Origin of the sequence: Streptomyces sp. NPDC007983 (assembly GCF_042958345.1) — a bacterium.
Lineage (GTDB): Bacteria > Actinomycetota > Actinomycetes > Streptomycetales > Streptomycetaceae > Streptomyces.
The window spans coordinates 258103-277497 of the sequence record NZ_JBIBJI010000001.1 but is presented as its reverse complement, the minus strand read 5'-3'; the positions used below and the strand labels follow the sequence as shown (position 1 = coordinate 277497).

The 19395-nt window shown below is 72.1% G+C and carries 18 protein-coding genes; 14 read left to right on the top strand and 4 right to left on the bottom strand.

What is annotated here, in order from left to right; translation table 11 throughout:
• Positions 1-14: 14 nt before the first annotated feature.
• Positions 15-518, bottom strand: coding sequence for an ATP-binding protein (locus ACFZCY_RS01325; RefSeq protein WP_391168472.1), 504 nt, complete (start codon positions 516-518; stop codon positions 15-17).
• Between the two features lie 308 nt (positions 519-826).
• Between ACFZCY_RS01325 and ACFZCY_RS01320 the strand changes: the two genes are divergently transcribed.
• The 7 genes from ACFZCY_RS01320 to ACFZCY_RS01290 all read left to right on the top strand — a co-directional run bounded on the left by ACFZCY_RS01320 (position 827) and on the right by ACFZCY_RS01290 (position 7952).
• The gene (locus ACFZCY_RS01320) at positions 827-1690 is read left to right on the top strand and encodes a Scr1 family TA system antitoxin-like transcriptional regulator (RefSeq protein ID WP_391168471.1); all 864 of its coding nucleotides are present in this window, start codon (positions 827-829) and stop codon (positions 1688-1690) included.
• A 90-nt stretch (positions 1691-1780) separates the two neighbouring features.
• Positions 1781-3238 (top strand): aldehyde dehydrogenase family protein, encoded by a 1458-nt coding sequence (locus ACFZCY_RS01315; RefSeq protein ID WP_391168469.1) that lies wholly within the window; start codon positions 1781-1783, stop codon positions 3236-3238.
• Positions 3239-3350: 112 nt separating this feature from the next.
• Complete coding sequence (locus ACFZCY_RS01310) at positions 3351-3923, top strand: DinB family protein (RefSeq protein ID WP_391168468.1); 573 nt, start codon at positions 3351-3353, stop codon at positions 3921-3923.
• 58 nt (positions 3924-3981) lie between these two features.
• On the top strand, positions 3982-4599 hold the full coding sequence (locus ACFZCY_RS01305; RefSeq protein ID WP_391168466.1) for a helix-turn-helix transcriptional regulator: 618 nt from the start codon (positions 3982-3984) through the stop codon (positions 4597-4599).
• A gap of 118 nt (positions 4600-4717) precedes the next feature.
• On the top strand, positions 4718-5695 hold the full coding sequence (locus ACFZCY_RS01300; RefSeq protein WP_391168464.1) for an ATP-binding cassette domain-containing protein: 978 nt from the start codon (positions 4718-4720) through the stop codon (positions 5693-5695).
• Complete coding sequence (locus ACFZCY_RS01295; RefSeq protein ID WP_391168463.1) at positions 5692-6477, top strand: ABC transporter permease; 786 nt, start codon at positions 5692-5694, stop codon at positions 6475-6477. Before ACFZCY_RS01300 ends, ACFZCY_RS01295 begins: the two co-directional genes overlap by 4 nt.
• A 77-nt stretch (positions 6478-6554) precedes the next feature.
• On the top strand, positions 6555-7952 hold the full coding sequence (locus tag ACFZCY_RS01290; RefSeq protein ID WP_391168462.1) for a hypothetical protein: 1398 nt from the start codon (positions 6555-6557) through the stop codon (positions 7950-7952).
• 15 nt (positions 7953-7967) lie between these two features.
• On the opposite strand, the gene ACFZCY_RS01285 is transcribed toward ACFZCY_RS01290, so the two are convergent.
• A complete protein-coding gene (locus ACFZCY_RS01285; RefSeq protein WP_391168460.1) occupies positions 7968-9380 on the bottom strand; it encodes a glutamate decarboxylase in 1413 nt (470 codons plus the stop codon).
• Positions 9381-9444: 64 nt separating this feature from the next.
• A complete protein-coding gene (leuE, locus tag ACFZCY_RS01280) occupies positions 9445-10179 on the bottom strand; it encodes a leucine efflux protein LeuE (RefSeq protein ID WP_391168458.1) in 735 nt (244 codons plus the stop codon).
• 125 nt (positions 10180-10304) lie between these two features.
• Between leuE and ACFZCY_RS01275 the strand changes: the two genes are divergently transcribed.
• From ACFZCY_RS01275 to ACFZCY_RS01265, 3 genes are all read left to right on the top strand, one after another.
• A complete protein-coding gene (locus ACFZCY_RS01275; RefSeq protein WP_391168456.1) occupies positions 10305-11060 on the top strand; it encodes a TipAS antibiotic-recognition domain-containing protein in 756 nt (251 codons plus the stop codon).
• Positions 11061-11241: 181 nt separating this feature from the next.
• Complete coding sequence (locus tag ACFZCY_RS01270; RefSeq protein ID WP_391168454.1) at positions 11242-11937, top strand: VTT domain-containing protein; 696 nt, start codon at positions 11242-11244, stop codon at positions 11935-11937.
• 230 nt (positions 11938-12167) lie between these two features.
• On the top strand, positions 12168-13868 hold the full coding sequence (locus ACFZCY_RS01265) for a threonine/serine exporter family protein (protein ID WP_391168452.1): 1701 nt from the start codon (positions 12168-12170) through the stop codon (positions 13866-13868).
• 79 nt (positions 13869-13947) lie between these two features.
• Here the strand turns inward: ACFZCY_RS01265 and ACFZCY_RS01260 are convergent, their stop codons facing one another.
• On the bottom strand, positions 13948-14439 hold the full coding sequence (locus ACFZCY_RS01260; RefSeq protein ID WP_391168451.1) for an inorganic diphosphatase: 492 nt from the start codon (positions 14437-14439) through the stop codon (positions 13948-13950).
• 86 nt (positions 14440-14525) lie between these two features.
• Here ACFZCY_RS01260 and dacB point away from each other — a divergent pair, with 86 nt between their 5' ends.
• From dacB to hpt, 4 genes are all read left to right on the top strand, one after another.
• Positions 14526-16220: a D-alanyl-D-alanine carboxypeptidase/D-alanyl-D-alanine-endopeptidase gene (gene dacB / locus ACFZCY_RS01255; RefSeq protein WP_391168450.1), complete on the top strand. Its 1695-nt coding sequence runs from the start codon at positions 14526-14528 to the stop codon at positions 16218-16220.
• 106 nt (positions 16221-16326) lie between these two features.
• Positions 16327-17466, top strand: a complete 1140-nt coding sequence (locus ACFZCY_RS01250; RefSeq protein WP_391168449.1) for a zinc-dependent metalloprotease — start codon at positions 16327-16329, stop codon at positions 17464-17466.
• A 201-nt stretch (positions 17467-17667) separates the two neighbouring features.
• Entirely contained in the window at positions 17668-18789 is a 1122-nt protein-coding gene (gene tilS, locus ACFZCY_RS01245; RefSeq protein ID WP_391168448.1) for a tRNA lysidine(34) synthetase TilS, read from the top strand.
• A gap of 62 nt (positions 18790-18851) precedes the next feature.
• Positions 18852-19391, top strand: a complete 540-nt coding sequence (hpt, locus tag ACFZCY_RS01240) for a hypoxanthine phosphoribosyltransferase (protein ID WP_055547184.1) — start codon at positions 18852-18854, stop codon at positions 19389-19391.
• Positions 19392-19395 lie beyond the last annotated feature (4 nt).

Sequence of the window (19395 nt, the reverse complement as noted above, 5' to 3'; positions counted from 1 at the left end):
CGCTGGGACAGGATCTAGGCGCGGGGCAGGCGGAAGAGGGCCCAGACGATCTTGCCGGGCAGCGTTCCGGCCAGCGGATGCCAGCCCCAGCCGTCGGTGAAGGACTCCACCAGATACAGCCCCCGTCCCGACTCCGCGCAGTCCCCGGCCTCCCCGGTGACCGGCCCCGCCTCGCTGGGGTCGCGTACGGCGCACACCAGTCGTGAGGCGGAGTACATCAGGTGGAGCCGCACCAGTGGCGGTTCGGGTCCGTCGCCGGGCGGGCCGCCCGGCATCACTCCGGCGGCCGAGTGCCGCAGCGCGTTGGTGACCAGTTCGGAGACGACGAGGGCCACCTCGTCGAGCAGCTCGGGGAGGTCCCACTGCCGCAGCGTGGCCCCGGTGAACTGCCGCGCCCCCTTGACCGCGTCGTAGCGCGCGGGGAGTGAACAGGAGACGGCGCCGGAGACGGCGGAAGGATCGATCGCGGGAAGCCCCCTCCACAAGGGTTCCAGCAGGACCGAACCTTCGCTCCCCATGCGAGCACTCCTGCATCCGTGGCCCTGACGAATCCTGGCCAGATCTCGTACGAGCTTGCACGTGCGCGTTACCCATGGTTTCGAATGCCGACAGCAGATGCAAGGGCAAATGCACGTGCACGCGGCAGAATTGAGGCGTCGCATCCGGATTTGCCGCATTTTCTCCCTACGTACATGTGCGTAGGTCTCCCGCTCGGGTAACCACTTGGGCACAGCCCGGAGCCCGGAAAGTGGCAGACTTCGGCCTGCCGGGTTGCGGGGGCCCATCGCCGGAAGAGCGCATTCCGCACAGGGAGGGTCACGGACAGATGACCGCAAGCGAGTCGAGTGGATCGGTGGTGCGCCGCATTCTCCTGGGCTCCCAACTCAGGCGGCTGCGCGAGGCCAGAGGCATCACCCGCGAGGCGGCGGGCTATTCGATCCGTGCGTCCGAATCCAAGATCAGCCGGATGGAACTGGGCCGGGTGAGCTTCAAGGCGCGCGACATCGAGGACCTGCTCACCCTGTACGGGGTCACAGAGGAGGCGGAGCGCGCGGCCCTGCTCGGACTCGCCCGCGAGGCCAACCTCACCGGCTGGTGGCACAGTTACGGCGACGTACTGCCGGGCTGGTTCCAGACGTACGTCGGTCTGGAGGGCGCCGCCTCGCACATCGCCGTCTACGAGGTCCAGTTCATCCACGGCCTGCTGCAGACCGAGGGCTACGCCCACGCCGTGGTCACCCGGGGCCAGCCGCAGGCGTGCGACGCGGAGGTGGAGCGGCGGGTCGCGCTGCGGCTGGAGCGGCAGAAGCTGCTGGTCTCCGAGCGGGCACCGGCGTTCCACGTGGTGCTCGACGAGGCCGCGCTGCGCCGCCCCTACGGCGGACCGGAGGTGATGCGCGCCCAGATACAGCACCTCATCTCCGTCTCGGAAGCGCCGAACGTGAGACTCCAGGTGATGCCGTTCGCCCTCGGCGGGCACGCGGGGGAGAGCGGTGCCTTCACCCTCCTCCGGTTCCCGGAGTCCGATCTCCCGGACGTCGTCTATCTGGAACAGCTCACCAGCGCGCTCTACCTCGACAAACCCGATGAAGTGGGGCAGTACGAGCGGGTGTTGGGGCGGCTGCGGGTGGACGGCCTGTCCCCGGAGAAGAGCCGTGACCTGCTCAGGGGGCTCCTGCGCGAGCTCTGACCGATCAGTAGGATGACGTGTCGTCAGGAATACCCCCCACGCGTTCGCGGGTGTCCGGATGCGGTCCCGCGTCCTCCAGATAGGGATGGCATGTCCTACTTCTCCGAGTTGGCCTTTCAGTACATCGGCGGTGAGTGGCGCACCGGCAGCGGTTCCTGGGACATCGTCGACTTCAATCCGTACGACGGGGAGAAGCTGGCCTCCATCACCGTGGCCACCGTCGACGAGGTCGACCTCGCCTACCGCGCCGCCGAGCGGGCCCAGCCGGAGTGGGCGGCCCGCAACCCGTACGCCCGGCGGGCGGTCTTCGAGCGGGCGCTGCGCGTCATCGAGGAGCGCGAGAAGGAGCTGACCCGGGCGATCATCGCGGAGTGCGGCGGCACCCACGTCAAGGCGGGTTTCGAACTGCACCTCGCCAAGGAGTTCCTGCGTGAGGCGGTCCAGCTGGCGCTGCGCCCCGAGGGCCGCATCCTGCCGTCGCCGGACGACGGCAAGGAGAACCGCCTCTACCGGGTGCCGGTCGGCGTCGTCGGCGTGATCAGCCCGTTCAACTTCCCCTTCCTGCTGTCGCTGAAGTCGGTCGCCCCGGCGCTGGCGCTCGGCAACTCCGTCGTCCTCAAGCCGCACCAGAACACCCCGATATGCGGCGGCGGTCTGGTCGCGAAGATCTTCGAGGAGGCCGGACTTCCGGCCGGGCTGCTCAATGTGGTCGTCACCGACATCGCGGAGATCGGTGACGCCCTGATCGAGCACCCGGTCCCGAAGGTCATCTCGTTCACCGGCTCCGACCGGGTCGGCCGCCATGTCGCCACCGTCGCCGCCTCGCACTTCAAGCGCTCCATCCTGGAGCTGGGCGGCAACAGCGCACTGATCGTGCTGGACGACGCCGATCTCGACTACGCGGTGGACGCCGCGGTGTTCAGCCGCTTCGTCCACCAGGGGCAGGTCTGCATGGCGGCCAACCGGGTGCTGGTGGACCGGGCGGTGGAGCGCGCGTTCACCGAGAAGTTCGTGGCGAAGGTGAAGTCGCTGAAGGTGGGCGACCCGGGCGACCCGGCCACCCACATCGGTCCGCTGATCAACGAGGGCCAGGCCGAGGCCATCACCGCGCTCGTCGACCAGACGATCGCCGACGGCGCGACCGCGCTGGTCCGGGGGCGGGCCCAGGGCACCCTGATGGAGCCGAGCGTGCTCGGCGACGTCCCCGAGGGCGCGGCGATCCTCACCCAGGAGGTATTCGGCCCGGTCGTGGTGCTGATCCCGTTCGACGGTGACGAGGAGGCCATCCGGATCACCAACGACACCGACTATGGCCTCAGCGGCGCCGTGCACACCGGCGACATCGAGCGCGGGGTCCGCCTCGCCAAGCGCGTCCACACCGGCATGATCCATGTGAACGACAGCACCGTGCACGACGAGCCGATCGTGCCGTTCGGCGGCGAGAAGCACTCGGGACTCGGGCGGCTCAACGGCGAAGCGATGATCGAGGACTTCACCACCACCAAGTGGATCTCGATCCAGCACGGCCGCAGCCAGTTCCCGTTCTGATCGGGGCCCACCCTTACGGGCTTGCGGACAGAAGCTGACCGCAAGCCTTCCTAACGTGGGATCCATCGAAGGGCACCCGACCCGGGCGCCCTCCAGATGAAAGGCGGCAGCCATGCCCATCATCGTGAGCTCCGAAGCCGGCAAGGACGAGCGCTCCGCGCTGCTGGCCTTTCTGGACGCACAGCGCGGCGGCATCCGGCGCGCCGTGCACGGCCTGGCCGAGGAGCAGGCCCGTAGCGCGCCCAGCGCCAGTGCGCTGTCCCTGGCCGGGCTGATCAAGCACGTGACCTCCGTCGAACTGGGCTGGGTGCGCAGGGGCCAGGGCCAGGGGGAGACCCGGCTGTCGCCCGAGGCGGTGGCGGAGTTCGAGAAGAGCTTCGTCCCCACGGAGGACGAGACGGTCCCGGTGCTGCTGGAGCGGTACGAGGAGGTGGCGCGCGCGACCGACGACGCCGTGCGCGCGCTGTCCTCGCTGGACGAGACGTTCGAGTCGCCCCGCTACCCCTGGGACGAGGGCGGCACCCGCACCTGGCGCTGGCTTGTTCTCCACCTGATCGAGGAGGTCGCCCGGCACGCGGGGCACGCGGACATCATCCGCGAGACGATCGACGGGAAGGGCGCGTTCGATCTGGTCTTCGAGACCGGCGCGATGCCCGAGCCCGATTGGTCGCTCATGGAGGGCTGACACCCCTACTCTGGACCCCAGCGCAGGTCAGGCGGGGGCAAGATGGGGAGACGGGCACATGTCAGCGATCCGGCTGCTGGTGCTGGGAGCGGTGCGCCAGCACGGGCGGGCGCACGGCTATCAGGTCCGTAACGACCTGGAGTTCTGGGGCGCGCACGAGTGGTCCAACGCCAAGCCCGGATCGATCTATCACGCGCTCAAACAGATGGCGAAGCAGGGCCTGATGCGCGCCCACGACGTGGCCCCGAGCACCGTCGGCGGCCCGCCGCGCACCGAGTACGAGCTGACCGCGGCGGGCGAGGAGGAGTACTTCAGGCTGCTGCGGGCCGCCCTGCTGCGGCACGACCAGAAGATCGACGAGCTGACGGCCGGGGTGGGGTTCATCGTCGACCTGCCGCGCGGCGAGGCCATCGCGCTGCTCAAGGAGCGGGTGGCGGCGCTGGAGGCGTGGCGGGCCGAGGTCACCCAGCACTGGTCGCCGCCGCAGGGCGCCCCCGACCAGTGGGGCCACATCGGCGAGATCATGAAGTTCTGGGTCCACTCGGCCGACAGCGGCGCCGAGTGGACCCGCGGGCTGATCGAGCGGCTCGAGGGCGGGGCGTACGTCATGGCGGGCGAGGGGGAGCGCTCGGTGGACGTCCTGCCGGACGGGGCGACGAACCCGTACGCGGAGTGATTCCGCGAGGAATCCCGCCAGTAATCAAGTTTGACTAGACCTCGATCAGGGAGTACTTTCCAGGCTCCGTAGTCAAGTTTGACTAATGCTGCTGCGGAGTGAGCGAGAGGGGAAGACCGTGGCCGACAGCGATCCCGCGATCGTCGTCGAAGGACTGCGCAAGACCTACGGAGGAAAACGCGCCGGAGGAAAACCGGCCCTGGCCGGGCTCGACCTGACCGTCCCGTCCGGCACCGTGCACGCCGTGCTCGGCCCCAACGGCGCGGGCAAGACCACCTGCGTACGCATCCTGGCCACCCTGCTGCGCCACGACGGCGGCCGCGCCGAGGTCGCCGGGTACGACGTGCTGCGCCACCCCGACGAGGTCCGCCACCGCATCGGGCTGCTCGGCCAGCACGCCGCGGTCGACGAGGAGCTGAGCGGACGGCAGAACCTGGAGATGTTCGGCCGCCTCCACCACCTCGGCGGGCGGCGCGCGGCGGCCCGCGCGGACGAGCTGCTGGAGCGGTTCGGCCTCGACGGCACCGGCGACAAGGCGGTCGGACAGTACAGCGGCGGTATGCGGCGGCGGCTGGACCTGGCCGCGAGCCTCATCGTGCGGCCGCGGGTGCTCTTCCTGGACGAGCCCACCACCGGGCTCGACCCGCGCGGCCGCACCGAGGTGTGGCAGTCGGTCCGCTCCCTGGTCGGCGACGGTATGACGGTCCTGCTCACCACCCAGTACCTGGAGGAGGCCGACCAGCTCGCCGACCGCGTCTGCGTGGTCGACCACGGCCGGGTCGTCGCGGACGACACGACCGACCAGCTCAAGGCCCGCATCGGCGGCGACCGCATCGACGTCGTGCTGCGCGACGCCGGTCAGCTGACCGCCGCCGCCTCGCTGATCGGCATGGCCGCCCGCGCCGCGTCGGTCGAGACCGATCCCGACCGGCGGCGGATCGGCGCCCGGGTCACCGACCGGGTCGCCGCACTCACCGAGACCGTACGGGCGCTGGACGCGGCCGGAATCGAGGCGGAGGACATCGCCCTGCGCCGCCCCACCCTCGACGAGGTGTTCCTGCACCTCACGAAGGCCGAAGAGGAGACGCCCGTATGACCGCCATGACCCTCGTCGACTCCTGGACCATGACCCGCCGCGGCCTCGCCCACTGGGCCCGGCAGCCCGTGCAGGTGGTCGTGGGCCTGGCCTTCCCGGTGCTGATGCTGCTGATGTTCGCGTACTTCCTCGGCGGCGGGATGACCGTCCCCGGCGGTGGCGACTACAAGCACTACCTGGTGCCGGGCATGCTGGCCCTCACCATGGCCTTCGGCCTCGAAGCCACCATGCTCGCGATCACCCAGGACCTCAACAAGGGCGTCATCGACCGCTTCCGCTCCCTGCCGATGGCCTCCTCCGCGGTGCTGATCGGGCGCAGCGTGCTGGACATGCTCCAGTCGGCGCTGAGCCTGCTGCTCCTCATCGGGGTCGGGCTCGCGATGGGCTGGCGCTGGCACGGCGGCGCGGGCGAGGCGCCGGCCGCGGTCGGGCTGCTGCTCTGGCTGCGCTTCGCGATGCTGTGGATCGGCATCTGGCTGGGCCTGCTCGCCGGGCGCCCCGAACTCGTCCAGGCCGTGCAGATCCTGGTCTGGCCGATCGGCTTCCTGTCCAACGTCTTCGCCTCGCCCGAGTCGATGCCCGGCTGGCTGGGCGCGGTCGCGGCGTGGAACCCGATGTCGGCGACCGCCACCGCGGTCCGTGACCTGTTCGGGAGCCCCGGGGGCGTCGGCGGCTCCTGGGCCGCGGAGCACGCCGGACTCCTCGCCGTCTGCTGGCCGTTGGCGCTCCTCGTGGTCTTCTTCCCGCTCGCCGTGGGCCGTTACCGGGGGCTCAGCCGCTGAGCTGCCGAACCGCCGTCCCCGATGCCGCCTATGTCACACCACCACCCGCCGTCGCCGGATGCGGATACGGTGCACGTATGGGGAACGACACGGCGGGCACGGGGGCGGCTACGACGCGCGGGCCGGGCTATGCCCTGCTCCTCGCCGCCGGGCCGGTGGGCAAGCAGCGGCTGATGGACGCGGCCGCCGCGCTGCCACAGCTCGCGGCCGTGCCCCCGGCCGCGCTGCTGGGCACGCCCGGCGGCGCCAGCGTCGTCCAACTCGTCGATCCCGCCGATCCGCAGACCGTGCTGACGCATCTGCGGACGGCGGCCGCCCATCCGGGTCCGGTGCTCATCTACCTCGCGGGCCAGCTCACCCTCGACCACAAGCAGCGGCTGCCGCATCTCGCGCTGGCCCGTACGACGCCGAGGACCGCCCGCTACACCGCGCTGCCGTGGCACTGGCTGGCCGCCGAGCTGGCCCAGCGGCCGCCGGGCGGCACCACCGTGCTCGCCGACCTGGTGGCCGACGAGACGGCCTGGCCACGGCTGTCCGACGGGCGGCTGCCGGTCGACACGCTCGCCTCCGGGCTGACGCTCTACGGGACGATCGCCCCGGCCCCGCCCAAGCGCCGGCTCGCGGCGCCGGCCTACAGTCGTGCGCTGGCCGGGCTGCTGCGCGGCGGCGCCGCGGACAGCCCGCCGTTCGCCCTGCTGCACCAGCAGGCCGCCGCCGAGGCGGGGCTGGGCGCGGGCCCCGGGCTGCTGCTGGGCGCGCCGGTGGAGGGCTACGCGGCGTACGAGGCGTCGGGGACGTACGGGGTTCCGGGGGCGTACGAGCCGCAGGGCGCGTACGAGACCCAGCAGCCCGAGAGCCCCCAGCAGCCCGAGAGCCCCCAGCACCCCCAGGCACCGGCCGTATCGGGCCAGGCGACGCCATCCGCCGCGCCGCCTCCGCCCGGGCCGCCGCCCATGGCCGCCCCGCCCGCCCCGGGGAGCGCCCCGGCGCCCGAGCCCATACCGGCCCGGCGGGCCGAGCCCGTACGGGCTTCCGCGTCCGTCCCCGATCCGCACGCCGCGATCTTCGAGGCCGCGCACGCCGGACGGCACAGCGAGGCCGCCTCGATGGCCGCCGCCTGGGAGCAGGAGGCCCTTCGGGCGGCGGGTCCGCGCTCCTCCGAGGCGATCCACTGGCTGGAGGTGCGCGCCGATCTCGCCCGGCTCGCCGGGGATCCGGCCCGCGCGTGTGAGCTGTGGCTGGCGGTGGCCGACGCCCGGCTGGGCAACGGCGAGCCGGCCGGACACCCCGAGGTGGAGGGGGCCGTGGACCGGGCCCACCACCAGTGGCAGTTCGTCCAGGAACCGGCCCGGGCGCATGCCCTCGCGCCGATGCTGATCGACCTGCGGGGCCGGGTGCCGGGCCGGAGGCCGGGCGCCCTGGAGGCCGTACGGCGCAGGGTCGAGCTGCTGCGCGCCACCGCCCAGGCGGGCTGAACCCCTGGCAGACGCTCAGTGGTGGAAGGCGGTGGCGACGGCCTCGGGCCGCCCCATCGGCCCCGGCTGCTTCCGCAGTTCGGGCAGGAGCGTGCGCAGATCGTCCAGGAAGAGGTCGGACAGGTCCGCCGAGAAGCCGTTGCGGCACACCACCCGCAGCACCGACAGGTCCTGGCGGTTCGCCGGGAACGAGTACGCGGGCACCAGCCAGCCGTGTTCGCGCAGCCGCCGCGACACGTCGTACACGTCGAAGGCGGTGATCTCCTCCGCCGTCGTGAAGGCGAACACCGGCAGCTCGTCGCCGCGCGTGAGCAGCTGGAAGTCGCCCAGCTCCGCGATCCGTGCCGAGAGCGAGCAGGCCACGTCGCGGGAGGTCTGCTGGACGGCGCGGAAGCCGTCCCGGCCGAGCCGCAGGAAGGTGTAGTACTGGGCGGCCACCTGGGCGCCGGGCCGGGAGAAGTTGAGCGCGAAGGTCGGCATCTCGCCGCCCAGGTAGTTGACCCGGAAGACCAGTTCCTCGGGCAGGCACTCCGGCGTACGCCACAGCGCCCAGCCCAGCCCCGGGTAGACCAGGCCGTACTTGTGCCCCGAGGTGTTGATCGAGGAGACGCGGGGCAGCCGGAAGTCCCACATCAGCTCCGGGTCGAGGAACGGCGCCACCATCGCGCCCGAGGCGCCGTCCACATGGACCGGTACGTCCAGACCGGTGCGCTCCTGGAGGTCGTCCAGCGCCGCGCACACCTCGGCCACCGGTTCGTACGATCCGTCGAAGGTCGAGCCGAGCACGGCGACGACCCCGATGGTGTTCTCGTCGCACAGCTCGGCGGCGGCCTGCGGGTCGAGGTGGAACCGGTCGCCCTCCATGGGCACGTGCCGCGGCTCCACCTCCCAGTACGCGCAGAACTTCTCCCAGCACACCTGGGTGTTGATCCCCATGACCAGATTGGGCCGGGCGGTGGCCGGATAGCGGACGGGGTTCCGCTTGGCCCAGCGCCGCTTGAAGGCCATCGCGGCGAGCATGCACGCCTCGCTCGACCCGGTCGTGGAGCAGCCCATCACGGTCTCCGGGTCGGGGGCGTGCCACAGGTCGGCGAGGATGGTCACGCAGCGCCGCTCCAGCTCCGCGGTGCGCGGGTACTCATCCTTGTCGATCATGTTCTTGTCGCGGCAGTCGGACATCAGCCGCCCCGCCTGCGGCTCCATCCAGGTGGTGACGAAGGTGGCGAGATTCTGACGGGCGTTGCCGTCGAGCATCAGCTCGTCGTGCACCAGCTGGTACGCGGCCGAGGGAGCCATGGGCCCGTCCGGGAGGCGGCGGCGCGGCGGGTTCGTCGACATGCCGCTGACCGGGTCGGCCACGCCGTAGAGGGGGTTGACCGAGATGTCGGGCCGCTTTGCCGTGCCGCGCCTGCCGCCGTGAAGTGCCATGCCCATCAAATTACGGATATACGACGCAAATCGCTGGATCCCGCGCCGCCCGGACCCCGCGCCGTCAGCCCGCGCTGCTGAGCGACAGCTTCGCCGCGAAGCCCAGGAACGCCGCCCCCGCGCCCGCCGACAGCCCGGCCGTCAGCCGCTTGCGCCGCCGGAAGAGAGCCGCGAGATACGTGCCACCGAAGATCAGCAACGACAGATAGGTGATGCTGAACAGCTCCGCCCAGGCGCCCAGCGCCACGAAGGACAGTGCCGGATGGGCGTACTCCGGATCCACGAACTGCACGAAGAAGGAGATGAAGAACAGGATCGCCTTCGGGTTCAGCAGGCTCACCACCAGCGCCCGGCGGTACGGCCGCTCGACCGCCGCGCCCGCGCCGTTCCCGTCCTCCCCGGAGGACGCGGCCGTCCCGGAGGAGGCGGCCGTCCCGGAGGGCGCGGCCCTCTCGGGGTTCGCGGCCTCCGCCGCTGCCCGCGCGGCGCCCGGCCCCTGGCGCCACAGCTTCCGCGCCCCGCGCAGCATGCCCACCGCGAGCCACGTCAGATAGCCCGCACCGGCGAACTTCACCACCGCGAAGAGCGCCGGGCTCGCCTGGAGCAGCGACGCCACGCCGCCCGCGGACAGCGCCATCAGCACCGCGTCCCCGCACAGCACCCCGGCCGCCGCCCGGTAGGCGGTCCGGGGGCCGCGGCGCGCGGCGACGGACACCACATAGAGCGAGTTCGGGCCCGGCAGCAGGATGATCAGGGCAAGGCCCGCCAGATACGTCGAAAGATCGGTTATCCCCAGCACAGACGGCAGGATGCCAGGCAGCACGGATCGGCCCCGCATGATTTCGGCATCCGGACTTGCACCTCACGTGACGTGAGGCACCACCGTGGAGCCCGTACGGAACACCAGGGAGAGCGGACCAGGTCATGAGCTACTCGGTGGGACAGGTCGCGGGCTTCGCGAACGTCACGGTGCGCACGCTGCACCACTACGACGAGATCGGGCTGCTGCGTCCGGGCACCCGCAGCGCGGCCGGGCACCGGCGGTACGACGACGCCGACCTCGACCGGCTGCAGAGCATCCTGTTCTACCGGGAACTCGGCTTTCCGCTCGATGAGGTGGCGGTCCTCCTCGACGACCCGGACGCGGACCCGCAGGCCCACCTGCGGCGCCAGCACACGTTGCTGACCGGCCAGATCGAGCAGCTGGAGAAGATGGCCGCCGCCGTCGAACGCGCCATGGAGGCACGGAAGATGGGCATCAATCTGACCCCCGAGGAGAAGTTCGAGGTCTTCGGCGGCGACCCGGACCAATACGCGGACGAGGTCGAGGAGCGCTGGGGGAACACCGAGGCGTACCGGGAGTCCCAGCGCCGGGCGGCCACGTACACCAAGGAGGACTGGCAGCGGATCAAGGCCGAGGGCGACGCGATCAACGACCGCTTCATCGCGCTGATGGAGTCGGGCGCCGCGGCGGAGTCCGGGGCAGCGATGGACCTCGCCGAGGAACACCGGCAGTGGATGTGCCGGAACCATTACGACTGCCCCCACCGGCTGCACGCCTGTATCGGGGAGATGTACGTGACGGATCACCGCTTCACCGAGAACATCGACAAGGCCAAGCCGGGGCTCGCCGCCTACCTCCGGGGTGCGATCGTGGCCAACGCGGAGCGCCACGGGTAGCGGGTGCCGTACGGGGGAGGGGGCGGGCGGACAGCGGGAACCACGGGCACGCACACGGCGTTGATAGCTTTGGGCGGCACACTGCGAAGCGATGAACCCCGCAGCAGTCCGTACCCCGACCCTGCGGCCGGGCCTCGCACGAGCACGAGCCTGCACCCCTCGACCCAGGAGCCTGTGACCCGTGACCACCCTCGCGCTCGGCCCTCAGTGGCTGGACCCGGACTATCTGATCGAAACCTTCGGGCTGCTCGGCGTGCTGGCCATCGTCTTCGCGGAGTCCGGCCTGCTCATCGGCTTCTTCCTGCCGGGCGACTCGCTGCTGTTCACCACCGGTCTGCTGGTCACCACCGAGGTGATCAAGCAGGAGCTGTGGCTGGTGTGCGTGGCCGTCGCCGTCGCGGCGATCGTCGGTGACCAGGTCGGATATCTCTTCGGGCGGAAGGTCGGCCCGGCACTCTTCAAGCGCCCGGACTCCAAGCTCTTCAAGCAGGAGAACGTGGAGAAGGCGCATGAGTTCTTCGAGAAGCACGGCCCGAAGTCGCTGATCCTGGCCCGGTTCGTGCCCATCGTGCGGACGTTCACGCCGATCATCGCGGGCGTGAGCCGGATGAACTACCGCTCCTTCATCATCTTCAACATCATCGGCGGTGTGCTGTGGGGCACGGGCGTCACCCTGCTGGGCGCGGCGCTCGGCAAGGTCGACTTCGTCCACAAGCACATCGAGCTGATCCTGGTCGGCATCGTCCTGCTGTCCGTCATCCCGATCGCGATCGAGTTCCTGCGGGCCCGGAGCAAGGCCAAGAAGGAGGCCGCCGAGGCGCCGGCCGGGCCGGCGGCCGACCAGCAGGGCCCGCGCGGCCGGCACGCCAAGCGCTGACCGGGCGGCACGCCAAGCACTGACCGGGCGGCACGCCAAGCGCTGATCGCCCCCACCGCGAATCTTCACCCTCACTTCACAGGGGTCACTCCACTACACACCCGTCGCGCACGCTGCCCCCACTCCCAGCCGGCGGCCACCTCCCCGCACAATGGGCTTCGGTGGCCGCCGATGTTGCATCGTGGCTGCTGGCTACAGTGCACGGGGAGGCGGTCGAGGAGCGAGGCGGAGTGGGGACGGAGCGACAGTACGTGCAGCGTGGCGCGGGCACGCAGGACGCGGATACGGCGGAGAACCGCAAGCCGCAGTCCGATGAGGCGCGCAGTGCCTTCACACCGCCCCAGGGCGTACCGAGGCCGCCCTCGCCCGATGGCGAGCACCCGACCTCGGAGTTCGCCATCCCCGAGGGGCTGGCCACCGAGCTGACCGCACCCGAGCCCGAGGGCTCGGCCTTCGTGGCGCCTCCCGGGGTCACCACGTCCAACCAGACCACCGGCGGCTTCGCCTTCACGCCGCCGAACGGCATACCCATGGTCCGGCTGACCAAGGACGCGCCCTGGCAGGACCGGATGCGCACGATGCTGCGCATGCCGATCAGCGAGCGCCCGACGCCCGAGCGCGCCGATCCGCCGGACGACACGGGCCCCGCCGTGCCCCGTGTGCTCGATCTCACCCTCCGCATCGCCGAGCTGCTCCTCGCGGGCGGCGAGGGGGCCGAGGACGTCGAGGCGGCGATGCTCGGCGTGGCGCACGCGTACGGGCTCCACCGCTGCGAGCCCACGGTGACCTTCACCCTGCTGTCGGTCAGCTACCAGCCCTCGCTGGTCGACGACCCGGTCACCGCCAGCCGTACGGTGCGCCGCCGGGGCACCGACTACACCCGGCTGGCCGCCGTCTTCCAGCTCGTCGACGACATCACCTCGCAGGACGACTTCACCCTGGAGGAGGCGTACCGGCGGCTCGCCGAGATCCGCCGTAACCGCCATCCGTACCCCGGCTGGGCGCTCACCGTGGCCGCCGGCGGGCTGGCCGGCGCGGCGAGCATGCTGGTCGGCGGCGCGTGGCCGATGTTCTTCGCGGCGGCGATCGGCGCGATGCTCGGCGACCGGCTGGCGTGGCTGGCGTCCGGGCGCGGGCTGCCGGAGTTCTACCAGTTCGTGGTCGCGGCGATGCCGCCCGCCGCGATGGGGATCGCGCTCAGCCTCCTGGGCGCGGGACTCCAGTCGTCCGCGGTGATCACCGGTGGACTGTTCGCGCTGATCCCCGGACGGGCCCTGGTGGCGAGCGTCCAGGACGGGCTGACCGGGTATTACATCACCGCCGCAGCCCGGCTGCTGGAGGTCGGCTACCTGATCGTCGGCATCGTCTGCGGCGTGCTCACCGTGCTGTACGGGGGGCTCCAGCTGGACGCCAAGCTGAACCCGGAGGCGGCGCTGGGCCACGACGTGCGGCCGGTCACCCAGACCCTGGCGGCGATGCTGCTCGCGCTGACGTTCTGCATCCTGCTCCAGCAGGAACGTCACACCGTGCTGTTCGCCACGCTCAACGGCGGGGTCGCCTGGGTGGTCTACGGCTCGCTCGCGGACACCGCCCAGGTGCCGCCCGTGGCCGCCACGACCGTGGCCGCCGGGCTGGTCGGCCTCTTCGGCCAGCTGCTCTCCCGCTACCGCTACGCGTCCGCCCTGCCGTACGTCACGGCGGCGATCGGACCGCTGCTGCCCGGTAGCGCGACGTACTTCGGACTGCTCGCCCTCGCGCAGGGAAACCTGGACCGCGGCATCCCCCATCTCACCCAGGCGGCGGCACTGGCCCTGGCGATCGCCATCGGGGTGAACCTGGGTGGCGAGGCGGCCCGGTTGTTCCTCAAGGTCCCGGGCGGCGCGGACGACCCCTCGGGCCGTCGCGCGGCCAAGCGCACCCGCGGCTTCTGATCTGCGACCGCACTGCTTCTGACCTGCGTAAACGCAGAACGGGCCGGCCTTCAGGGCCGGCCCGTTCGCGTATCGGGGCTCAGTGGCCGCCGGACGCCTCCAGGCGCTTGATGGACGCCTCGACCTCGGCCTCGGCCTCGGCGCGTCCCACCCAGTTGGCCCCCTCGACCGACTTGCCGGGCTCCAGGTCCTTGTAGACCTCGAAGAAGTGCTGGATCTCCAGGCGGTCGAACTCGGACACGTGGTGAATGTCACGCAGATGCTCGACCCGCGGGTCCGACGCGGGCACGCACAGCAGCTTGTCGTCGCCGCCCGCCTCATCGGTCATCCTGAACATGCCGATGGCACGGCACTTGATCAGGCAGCCGGGGAACGTCGGCTCGTCGAGAATGACCAGGGCGTCCAGCGGGTCGCCATCCTCGCCGAGGGTGTTCTCGACAAAGCCGTAATCCGCCGGGTAGCTGGTCGAAGTGAAGAGTCGACGGTCGAGACGGAGGCGCCCCGTCTCGTGGTCCACCTCGTACTTGTTCCGCGAACCCTTCGGGATCTCGATGGTGACGTCGAACTCCACGGGTGGCTCCTCCATGATCAACACATACGTCTGGTGATTAAGTGTCCCCCACGCAGGTGTGTGGTGGCGAAAGGGGCTGGTCCGTCGTGCCTGAAGCCAGATCACGGCAGTTCAGGGAGTTGCTCGCGCGCGGGCGGACCCTCGTGCGGGACCAGTGGCGCCGCGCCCGGCTCCGAGAACGCCGGCGGTACGGCGGGGCCCGCGAGCGGTGGCTCCCCGGCCGGGCCCTCGAACGGCTTCGCGAACGGTGGTGGAACGCCCCGGTCCGTGAACCGCTCCACGAACGCCTCCGCACGCGCTGGCGGCACAGCCGGACGGGGACGCGCTGGCAGCACACCCCGGCCCAACAGCGCGCGACCTGGCGGCTGGTGGCCGTCTCCGGCACGGTCGGTCTCGCCGTCGCGGCCGGATCGGTGCTCGCCGCCGGGCCCTGGGACGCCGGTCAGCGTGACGCCGAACGCGCCCGCGCCGCCCGGGGACCGGGCGCGGGCGGCGAGCGTCCCCCCGGGAACCGCGCCCCCAACGCCGCGCCCGTGCTGGCCGCCCTCGGCGCGCCCGGCGCCGTACCGTCGCCGGACAGCGGCGAGGACGCGGTCCCGCCGCCCACCGGCGGCGGGCTCGCCGACGCCCTGGAACCGCTGCTGGACGACCCCGCGCTGGGCGACGAGCGCTCGGCGTCCGTCGTGGACGTGACGACGGGCCGGCAGGTGTTCGGGACCGGCGCGAAGGGCGCCGTGGTGCCCGCGTCGACCATCAAGCTGGCGACCGGCGCCGCCGCGCTGTCCGCCCTCGGCCCCGACTACCGGATCAAGACCACCGTCGTGGGGGACGGCGGCGACGGCATCGTGCTGGTCGGCGGCGGCGACCCGACCCTCACCGCCCGCGCCGCCAAGGGCGCGGACCGCCCCGCCTCGCTGCGCGCCCTGGCCGACGGCACCGCCCGCGCACTCAAGAAGCGCGGCACGACGTCCGTCCGGCTCGGGTACGACACCTCGCTGTACTCCGGGCCCGGGCTGCACCCCATCGGCCCCAACGAGAACATCTCGCCCGTCACCCCGCTGATGGCCGACGAGGGCCGCCTGGACGACAGCGACCACGGCCCGGCCGCGCGCTCCGAGGACCCCGCCGCCGACGCGGCCGGAACGTTCGCCTCGATGCTGCGGGAGCGCGGTGTCGCGGTGACCGGGGAACCGCGGGCCAAGGAGGCCGGGAAACGTCCCCGGCCGCTGGCCACCGTCCGCTCCCGGCCGCTGTCCGCGCTCGTCGAGCGGATGCTGACCAACAGCGACAACGACATCGCCGAGGCCCTGGCCCGGCAGACCGCCGTCGCCTCCGGCGAGCCCGCGAGCTTCGACGGCGCGGCGAAGGCCGTGACCGCCCGGCTGCAGAAGCTCCGGCTGCCGGTCTCCGGCGCCCGCATCGCGGACGGCAGCGGGCTCGACCGCGACGACCACGTCTCCGCCGCGCTGCTCGCCCAGGTGCTGGTACGGGCCGCGGACATCGGCCACCCCGAGCTGCGGCCGCTGCTCACCGGGCTGCCGGTGGCCGGATTCAGCGGCACCCTGCGCACCCGCTACGGCGCGGACACCGTCGGCCGCGGCGTGGTGCGCGCCAAGACCGGCACCCTGACCGGGGTCAACACCCTGGCGGGCAGCGTCGTCGACGCCGACGGCCGGCTGCTGGTCTTCGCGTTCATGACCAACGGCACCACCGACGCCCTGGGCGCCCAGCGCGCCCTGGACACGATGGCCTCGGCGCTCGCCAACTGCGGATGCCGGTGAGGCGAGGGCGACGTGGGCGACGCGTCGCCCGGCCGGGCGGGGGCGGCCGGGTGTGCGGGGGAGCCGTCTCCTCCCGGATGGGGCGCGGGCCACGTACCGTGAAGCCATGACGAGCATCGGTGGTGTGGAGATGGTCGACTGGAACCTGGCCGTCGCGACCGCGACCCGGCTGGTACGTCCGGGCCCCGAAGTGAGCCGGGACGAGGCGCGCGCCGTCGTCGCGGAGTTGCGCAGGCACGCGAAATCGTCGGAGGAGCACGTACGCGGCTTCACCCGGATGGCCGTCACCGGCGGCCCGGCCTCCGACACTCCCGTCCTCGTCGTGGACCGCGCGGGCTGGATCAAGGCCAACGTGGCGGGTTTCCGCCACATCCTGTCGCCGCTGCTGGGCAAGATGCAGGACCGGCGCGGCGGGCTGCCCGGCGGGGCGGTGCTGGGCGCGGTCGGCGGCAAGGTGACCGGGGTCGAGCTGGGGATGCTGCTGTCGTTCCTGGCCTCCCGGGTGCTCGGCCAGTACGAGACCTTCGCGCCCGCCACCCGCGACCTGCCCGGCGGGGCCCCGGGCGGCGGCCGGCTGCTGCTGGTGGCCCCCAACATCGTCCACGTGGAGCGCGAGCTGGACGTGGCCCCGCACGACTTCCGGCTGTGGGTCTCGCTGCACGAGGAGACGCACCGTACGCAGTTCACCGCGGTGCCCTGGCTGCGCGACCACATCGAGTCCGAGATCCAGGCGTTCCTGGGCGAGACCGACGTGGATCCGGCCACCCTGCTGGAGCGGATCCGGGAGGCCGTCCAGTCACTGGGCGGCGGGCGGCCGGACGGCGAGGAGGCCGCGGGGCGCGGCGGCGCGGCCGGCATCATCGAACTGGTCCAGACCCCGGCCCAGCGCGAGATCCTGGCCCGGCTGACCGCGGTGATGTCGCTGCTGGAGGGGCACGCGGACTTCGTGATGGACGGGGTCGGGCCGGACGTCGTGCCGAGCGTGGCCGAGATCCGCGAGAAGTTCCAGAAGCGGCGGGCCAGCGGCGCCGGCCGCCTCGACCAGGCGCTGCGCAAACTGCTGGGGCTCGACGCCAAGCTGCGGCAGTACCGTGACGGTGAGCGGTTCGTACGGGCCGTGGTGGACCAGGTCGGCATGGACGGTTTCAACCGGGTCTGGACCTCCCCGAACACGCTCCCGACCAAGTCGGAGATCGGCAAACCCGCGGAGTGGGTCGCGCGGGTGCACCGTAAGGCGGAGTCGTAGAACCGGCTCACTCGGGAACGGATGAATGCTCCCGTTAATCACTCGTCCGAGGGACCGTTGGCGACGGGTAGGCGTGCGATGCTCGGGGAACAGCTCGCTTCTGTCACCATCGACATACACAGCGTGACGAATCCCCCCGCGTGACGACATTTCTCGTACGCCCCCCGAGGCACCCCCTCGCATGACAGATGGGAAACGGACATGGGTCCCCATCCAGCGGTCGCCGCGATACGCCTGGCGGTCCGCCGCGTCCTCCACGACGTCCTCGTCGACTCCCCGGCCACCTCCGCCTCCGCGCAGCATCCCCCGGCCGCCCCGGCCTCCCCGGCCCAGGCGCCCGCCCCGCGCGGCTCCGCCCCCCGCGACGGCCGCCCCCTCGTGCTCGCCGCCTGCTCCGGCGGCGCCGACTCCATGGCCCTCGCCTCCGCGCTCGCCTTCGAGGCCCCCCGGCTCGGCCTGCGCGCCGGCGGCGTCACCGTCGACCACGGCCTGCAGCCGGGCTCCGATCTGCGCGCCGCCGAGGTCACCGAGCGGATGCGCGAGCTGGGCCTGGCCCCCGTCGAGTCCATCGCCGTGTCCGTCGGCCGGGACGGCGGCCCCGAGGCCGCCGCCCGGGACGCCCGCTACGCCGCCCTCGACTCCGCCGCCGAGCGCCACGACGCCGCCGCCGTACTGCTCGGCCACACCCGCGACGACCAGGCCGAGACGGTTCTGCTGGGCCTGGCCCGCGGCTCCGGCACCCGCTCGCTGTCCGGCATGGCCCGCGTCTCCGGCACCGGCGGCCGCTACCGCCGCCCCTTCCTCCAGCTCGACCGGCACACCGTCCGCGAGGCCTGCCTGGCCCAGTCGCTGCCCGTCTGGGACGACCCGCACAACGTGGACCCGGCCTATACCCGCTCCCGGGTCCGCCACGAGGCCCTGCCCGTCCTGGAGAAGGCCCTCGGCAAGGGCGTCGTCGAGGCCCTCGCCCGCACCGCCCAGCTCTCCCGCGACGACGCCGACGCCCTCGACGCCTGGGCCGCCCGCGCCGAGGCCGACGTCCTGCGCACCACCCCGGCCCCCGCCCCCGGGGCCGGGTCCGGTGGGCCCGACGCCGTCGAGCTGGACACCGTCGGCCTGCACGGGCTGCCCCCCGCCGTCCGCCGCCGGGTGCTGCGGCGCGCCGCCATCGCCGCGGGCGCGCCCGCCGGTTCGCTCTTCGCCCGCCACATCGAGGAAGTCGACCGGCTGATCACCGGCTGGCGGGGCCAGCGGGCCATCAACCTCCCCGGCCGCGTCGAGGTCCGCCGGGAGGGTGGCAGACTGGTGATCCGGCAGGGCTGATCCGCCCGAGCCAGATGAGCCGGTTACGTCGAACGAGAGTGGCGCGGGTGGACGACAAGGACATGGGCACCGACCTCAAGTCGGTCCTCATCACCGAGGAAGAGATCAACGCGAAGCTGGCCGAGCTGGCCGCCCGCATCGACGCCGAGTACGAGGGCAAGGACCTGCTCATCGTCGGCGTGCTCAAGGGCGCGGTGATGGTGATGGCGGACCTGGCGCGAGCCCTGTCCACGCCGGTCACCATGGACTGGATGGCCGTGTCGTCGTACGGCGCGGGCACCCAGTCCTCGGGCGTGGTGCGGATCCTCAAGGACCTGGACACCGACATCAAGGGCAAGCACGTCCTGATCGTCGAGGACATCATCGACTCCGGTCTGACGCTGTCCTGGCTGCTGTCGAACCTGGGGTCGCGCGAGCCCGCCTCGCTGAACGTGTGCACGCTGCTGCGCAAGCCGGAGGCGGCCAAGGTCGCCATCGACGTGAAGTGGGTCGGCTTCGACATCCCGAACGAGTTCGTCGTCGGATACGGCCTCGACTACTCGGAGAAGTACCGCAACCTGCGGTTCGTCGGGACCCTGGCCCCGCACGTCTATGGCGGCTGAGAGC

What these genes read in the sequence shown, in the direction of transcription:
- ACFZCY_RS01325 (WP_391168472.1), bottom strand. Translation starts at nt 518, where the DNA reads ATGGGGAGCGAAGGTTCGGTCCTGCTGGAACCCTTGTGGAGGGGGCTT.
- ACFZCY_RS01320 (WP_391168471.1), top strand. Translation starts at nt 827, where the DNA reads ATGACCGCAAGCGAGTCGAGTGGATCGGTGGTGCGCCGCATTCTCCTG.
- ACFZCY_RS01315 (WP_391168469.1), top strand. Translation starts at nt 1,781, where the DNA reads ATGTCCTACTTCTCCGAGTTGGCCTTTCAGTACATCGGCGGTGAGTGG.
- ACFZCY_RS01310 (WP_391168468.1), top strand. Translation starts at nt 3,351, where the DNA reads ATGCCCATCATCGTGAGCTCCGAAGCCGGCAAGGACGAGCGCTCCGCG.
- ACFZCY_RS01305 (WP_391168466.1), top strand. Translation starts at nt 3,982, where the DNA reads ATGTCAGCGATCCGGCTGCTGGTGCTGGGAGCGGTGCGCCAGCACGGG.
- ACFZCY_RS01295 (WP_391168463.1), top strand. Translation starts at nt 5,692, where the DNA reads ATGACCGCCATGACCCTCGTCGACTCCTGGACCATGACCCGCCGCGGC.
- ACFZCY_RS01290 (WP_391168462.1), top strand. Translation starts at nt 6,555, where the DNA reads ATGGGGAACGACACGGCGGGCACGGGGGCGGCTACGACGCGCGGGCCG.
- ACFZCY_RS01285 (WP_391168460.1), bottom strand. Translation starts at nt 9,380, where the DNA reads ATGGCACTTCACGGCGGCAGGCGCGGCACGGCAAAGCGGCCCGACATC.
- ACFZCY_RS01275 (WP_391168456.1), top strand. Translation starts at nt 10,305, where the DNA reads ATGAGCTACTCGGTGGGACAGGTCGCGGGCTTCGCGAACGTCACGGTG.
- ACFZCY_RS01250 (WP_391168449.1), top strand. Translation starts at nt 16,327, where the DNA reads ATGACGAGCATCGGTGGTGTGGAGATGGTCGACTGGAACCTGGCCGTC.
- tilS (WP_391168448.1), top strand. Translation starts at nt 17,668, where the DNA reads ATGGGTCCCCATCCAGCGGTCGCCGCGATACGCCTGGCGGTCCGCCGC.
- hpt (WP_055547184.1), top strand. Translation starts at nt 18,852, where the DNA reads ATGGGCACCGACCTCAAGTCGGTCCTCATCACCGAGGAAGAGATCAAC.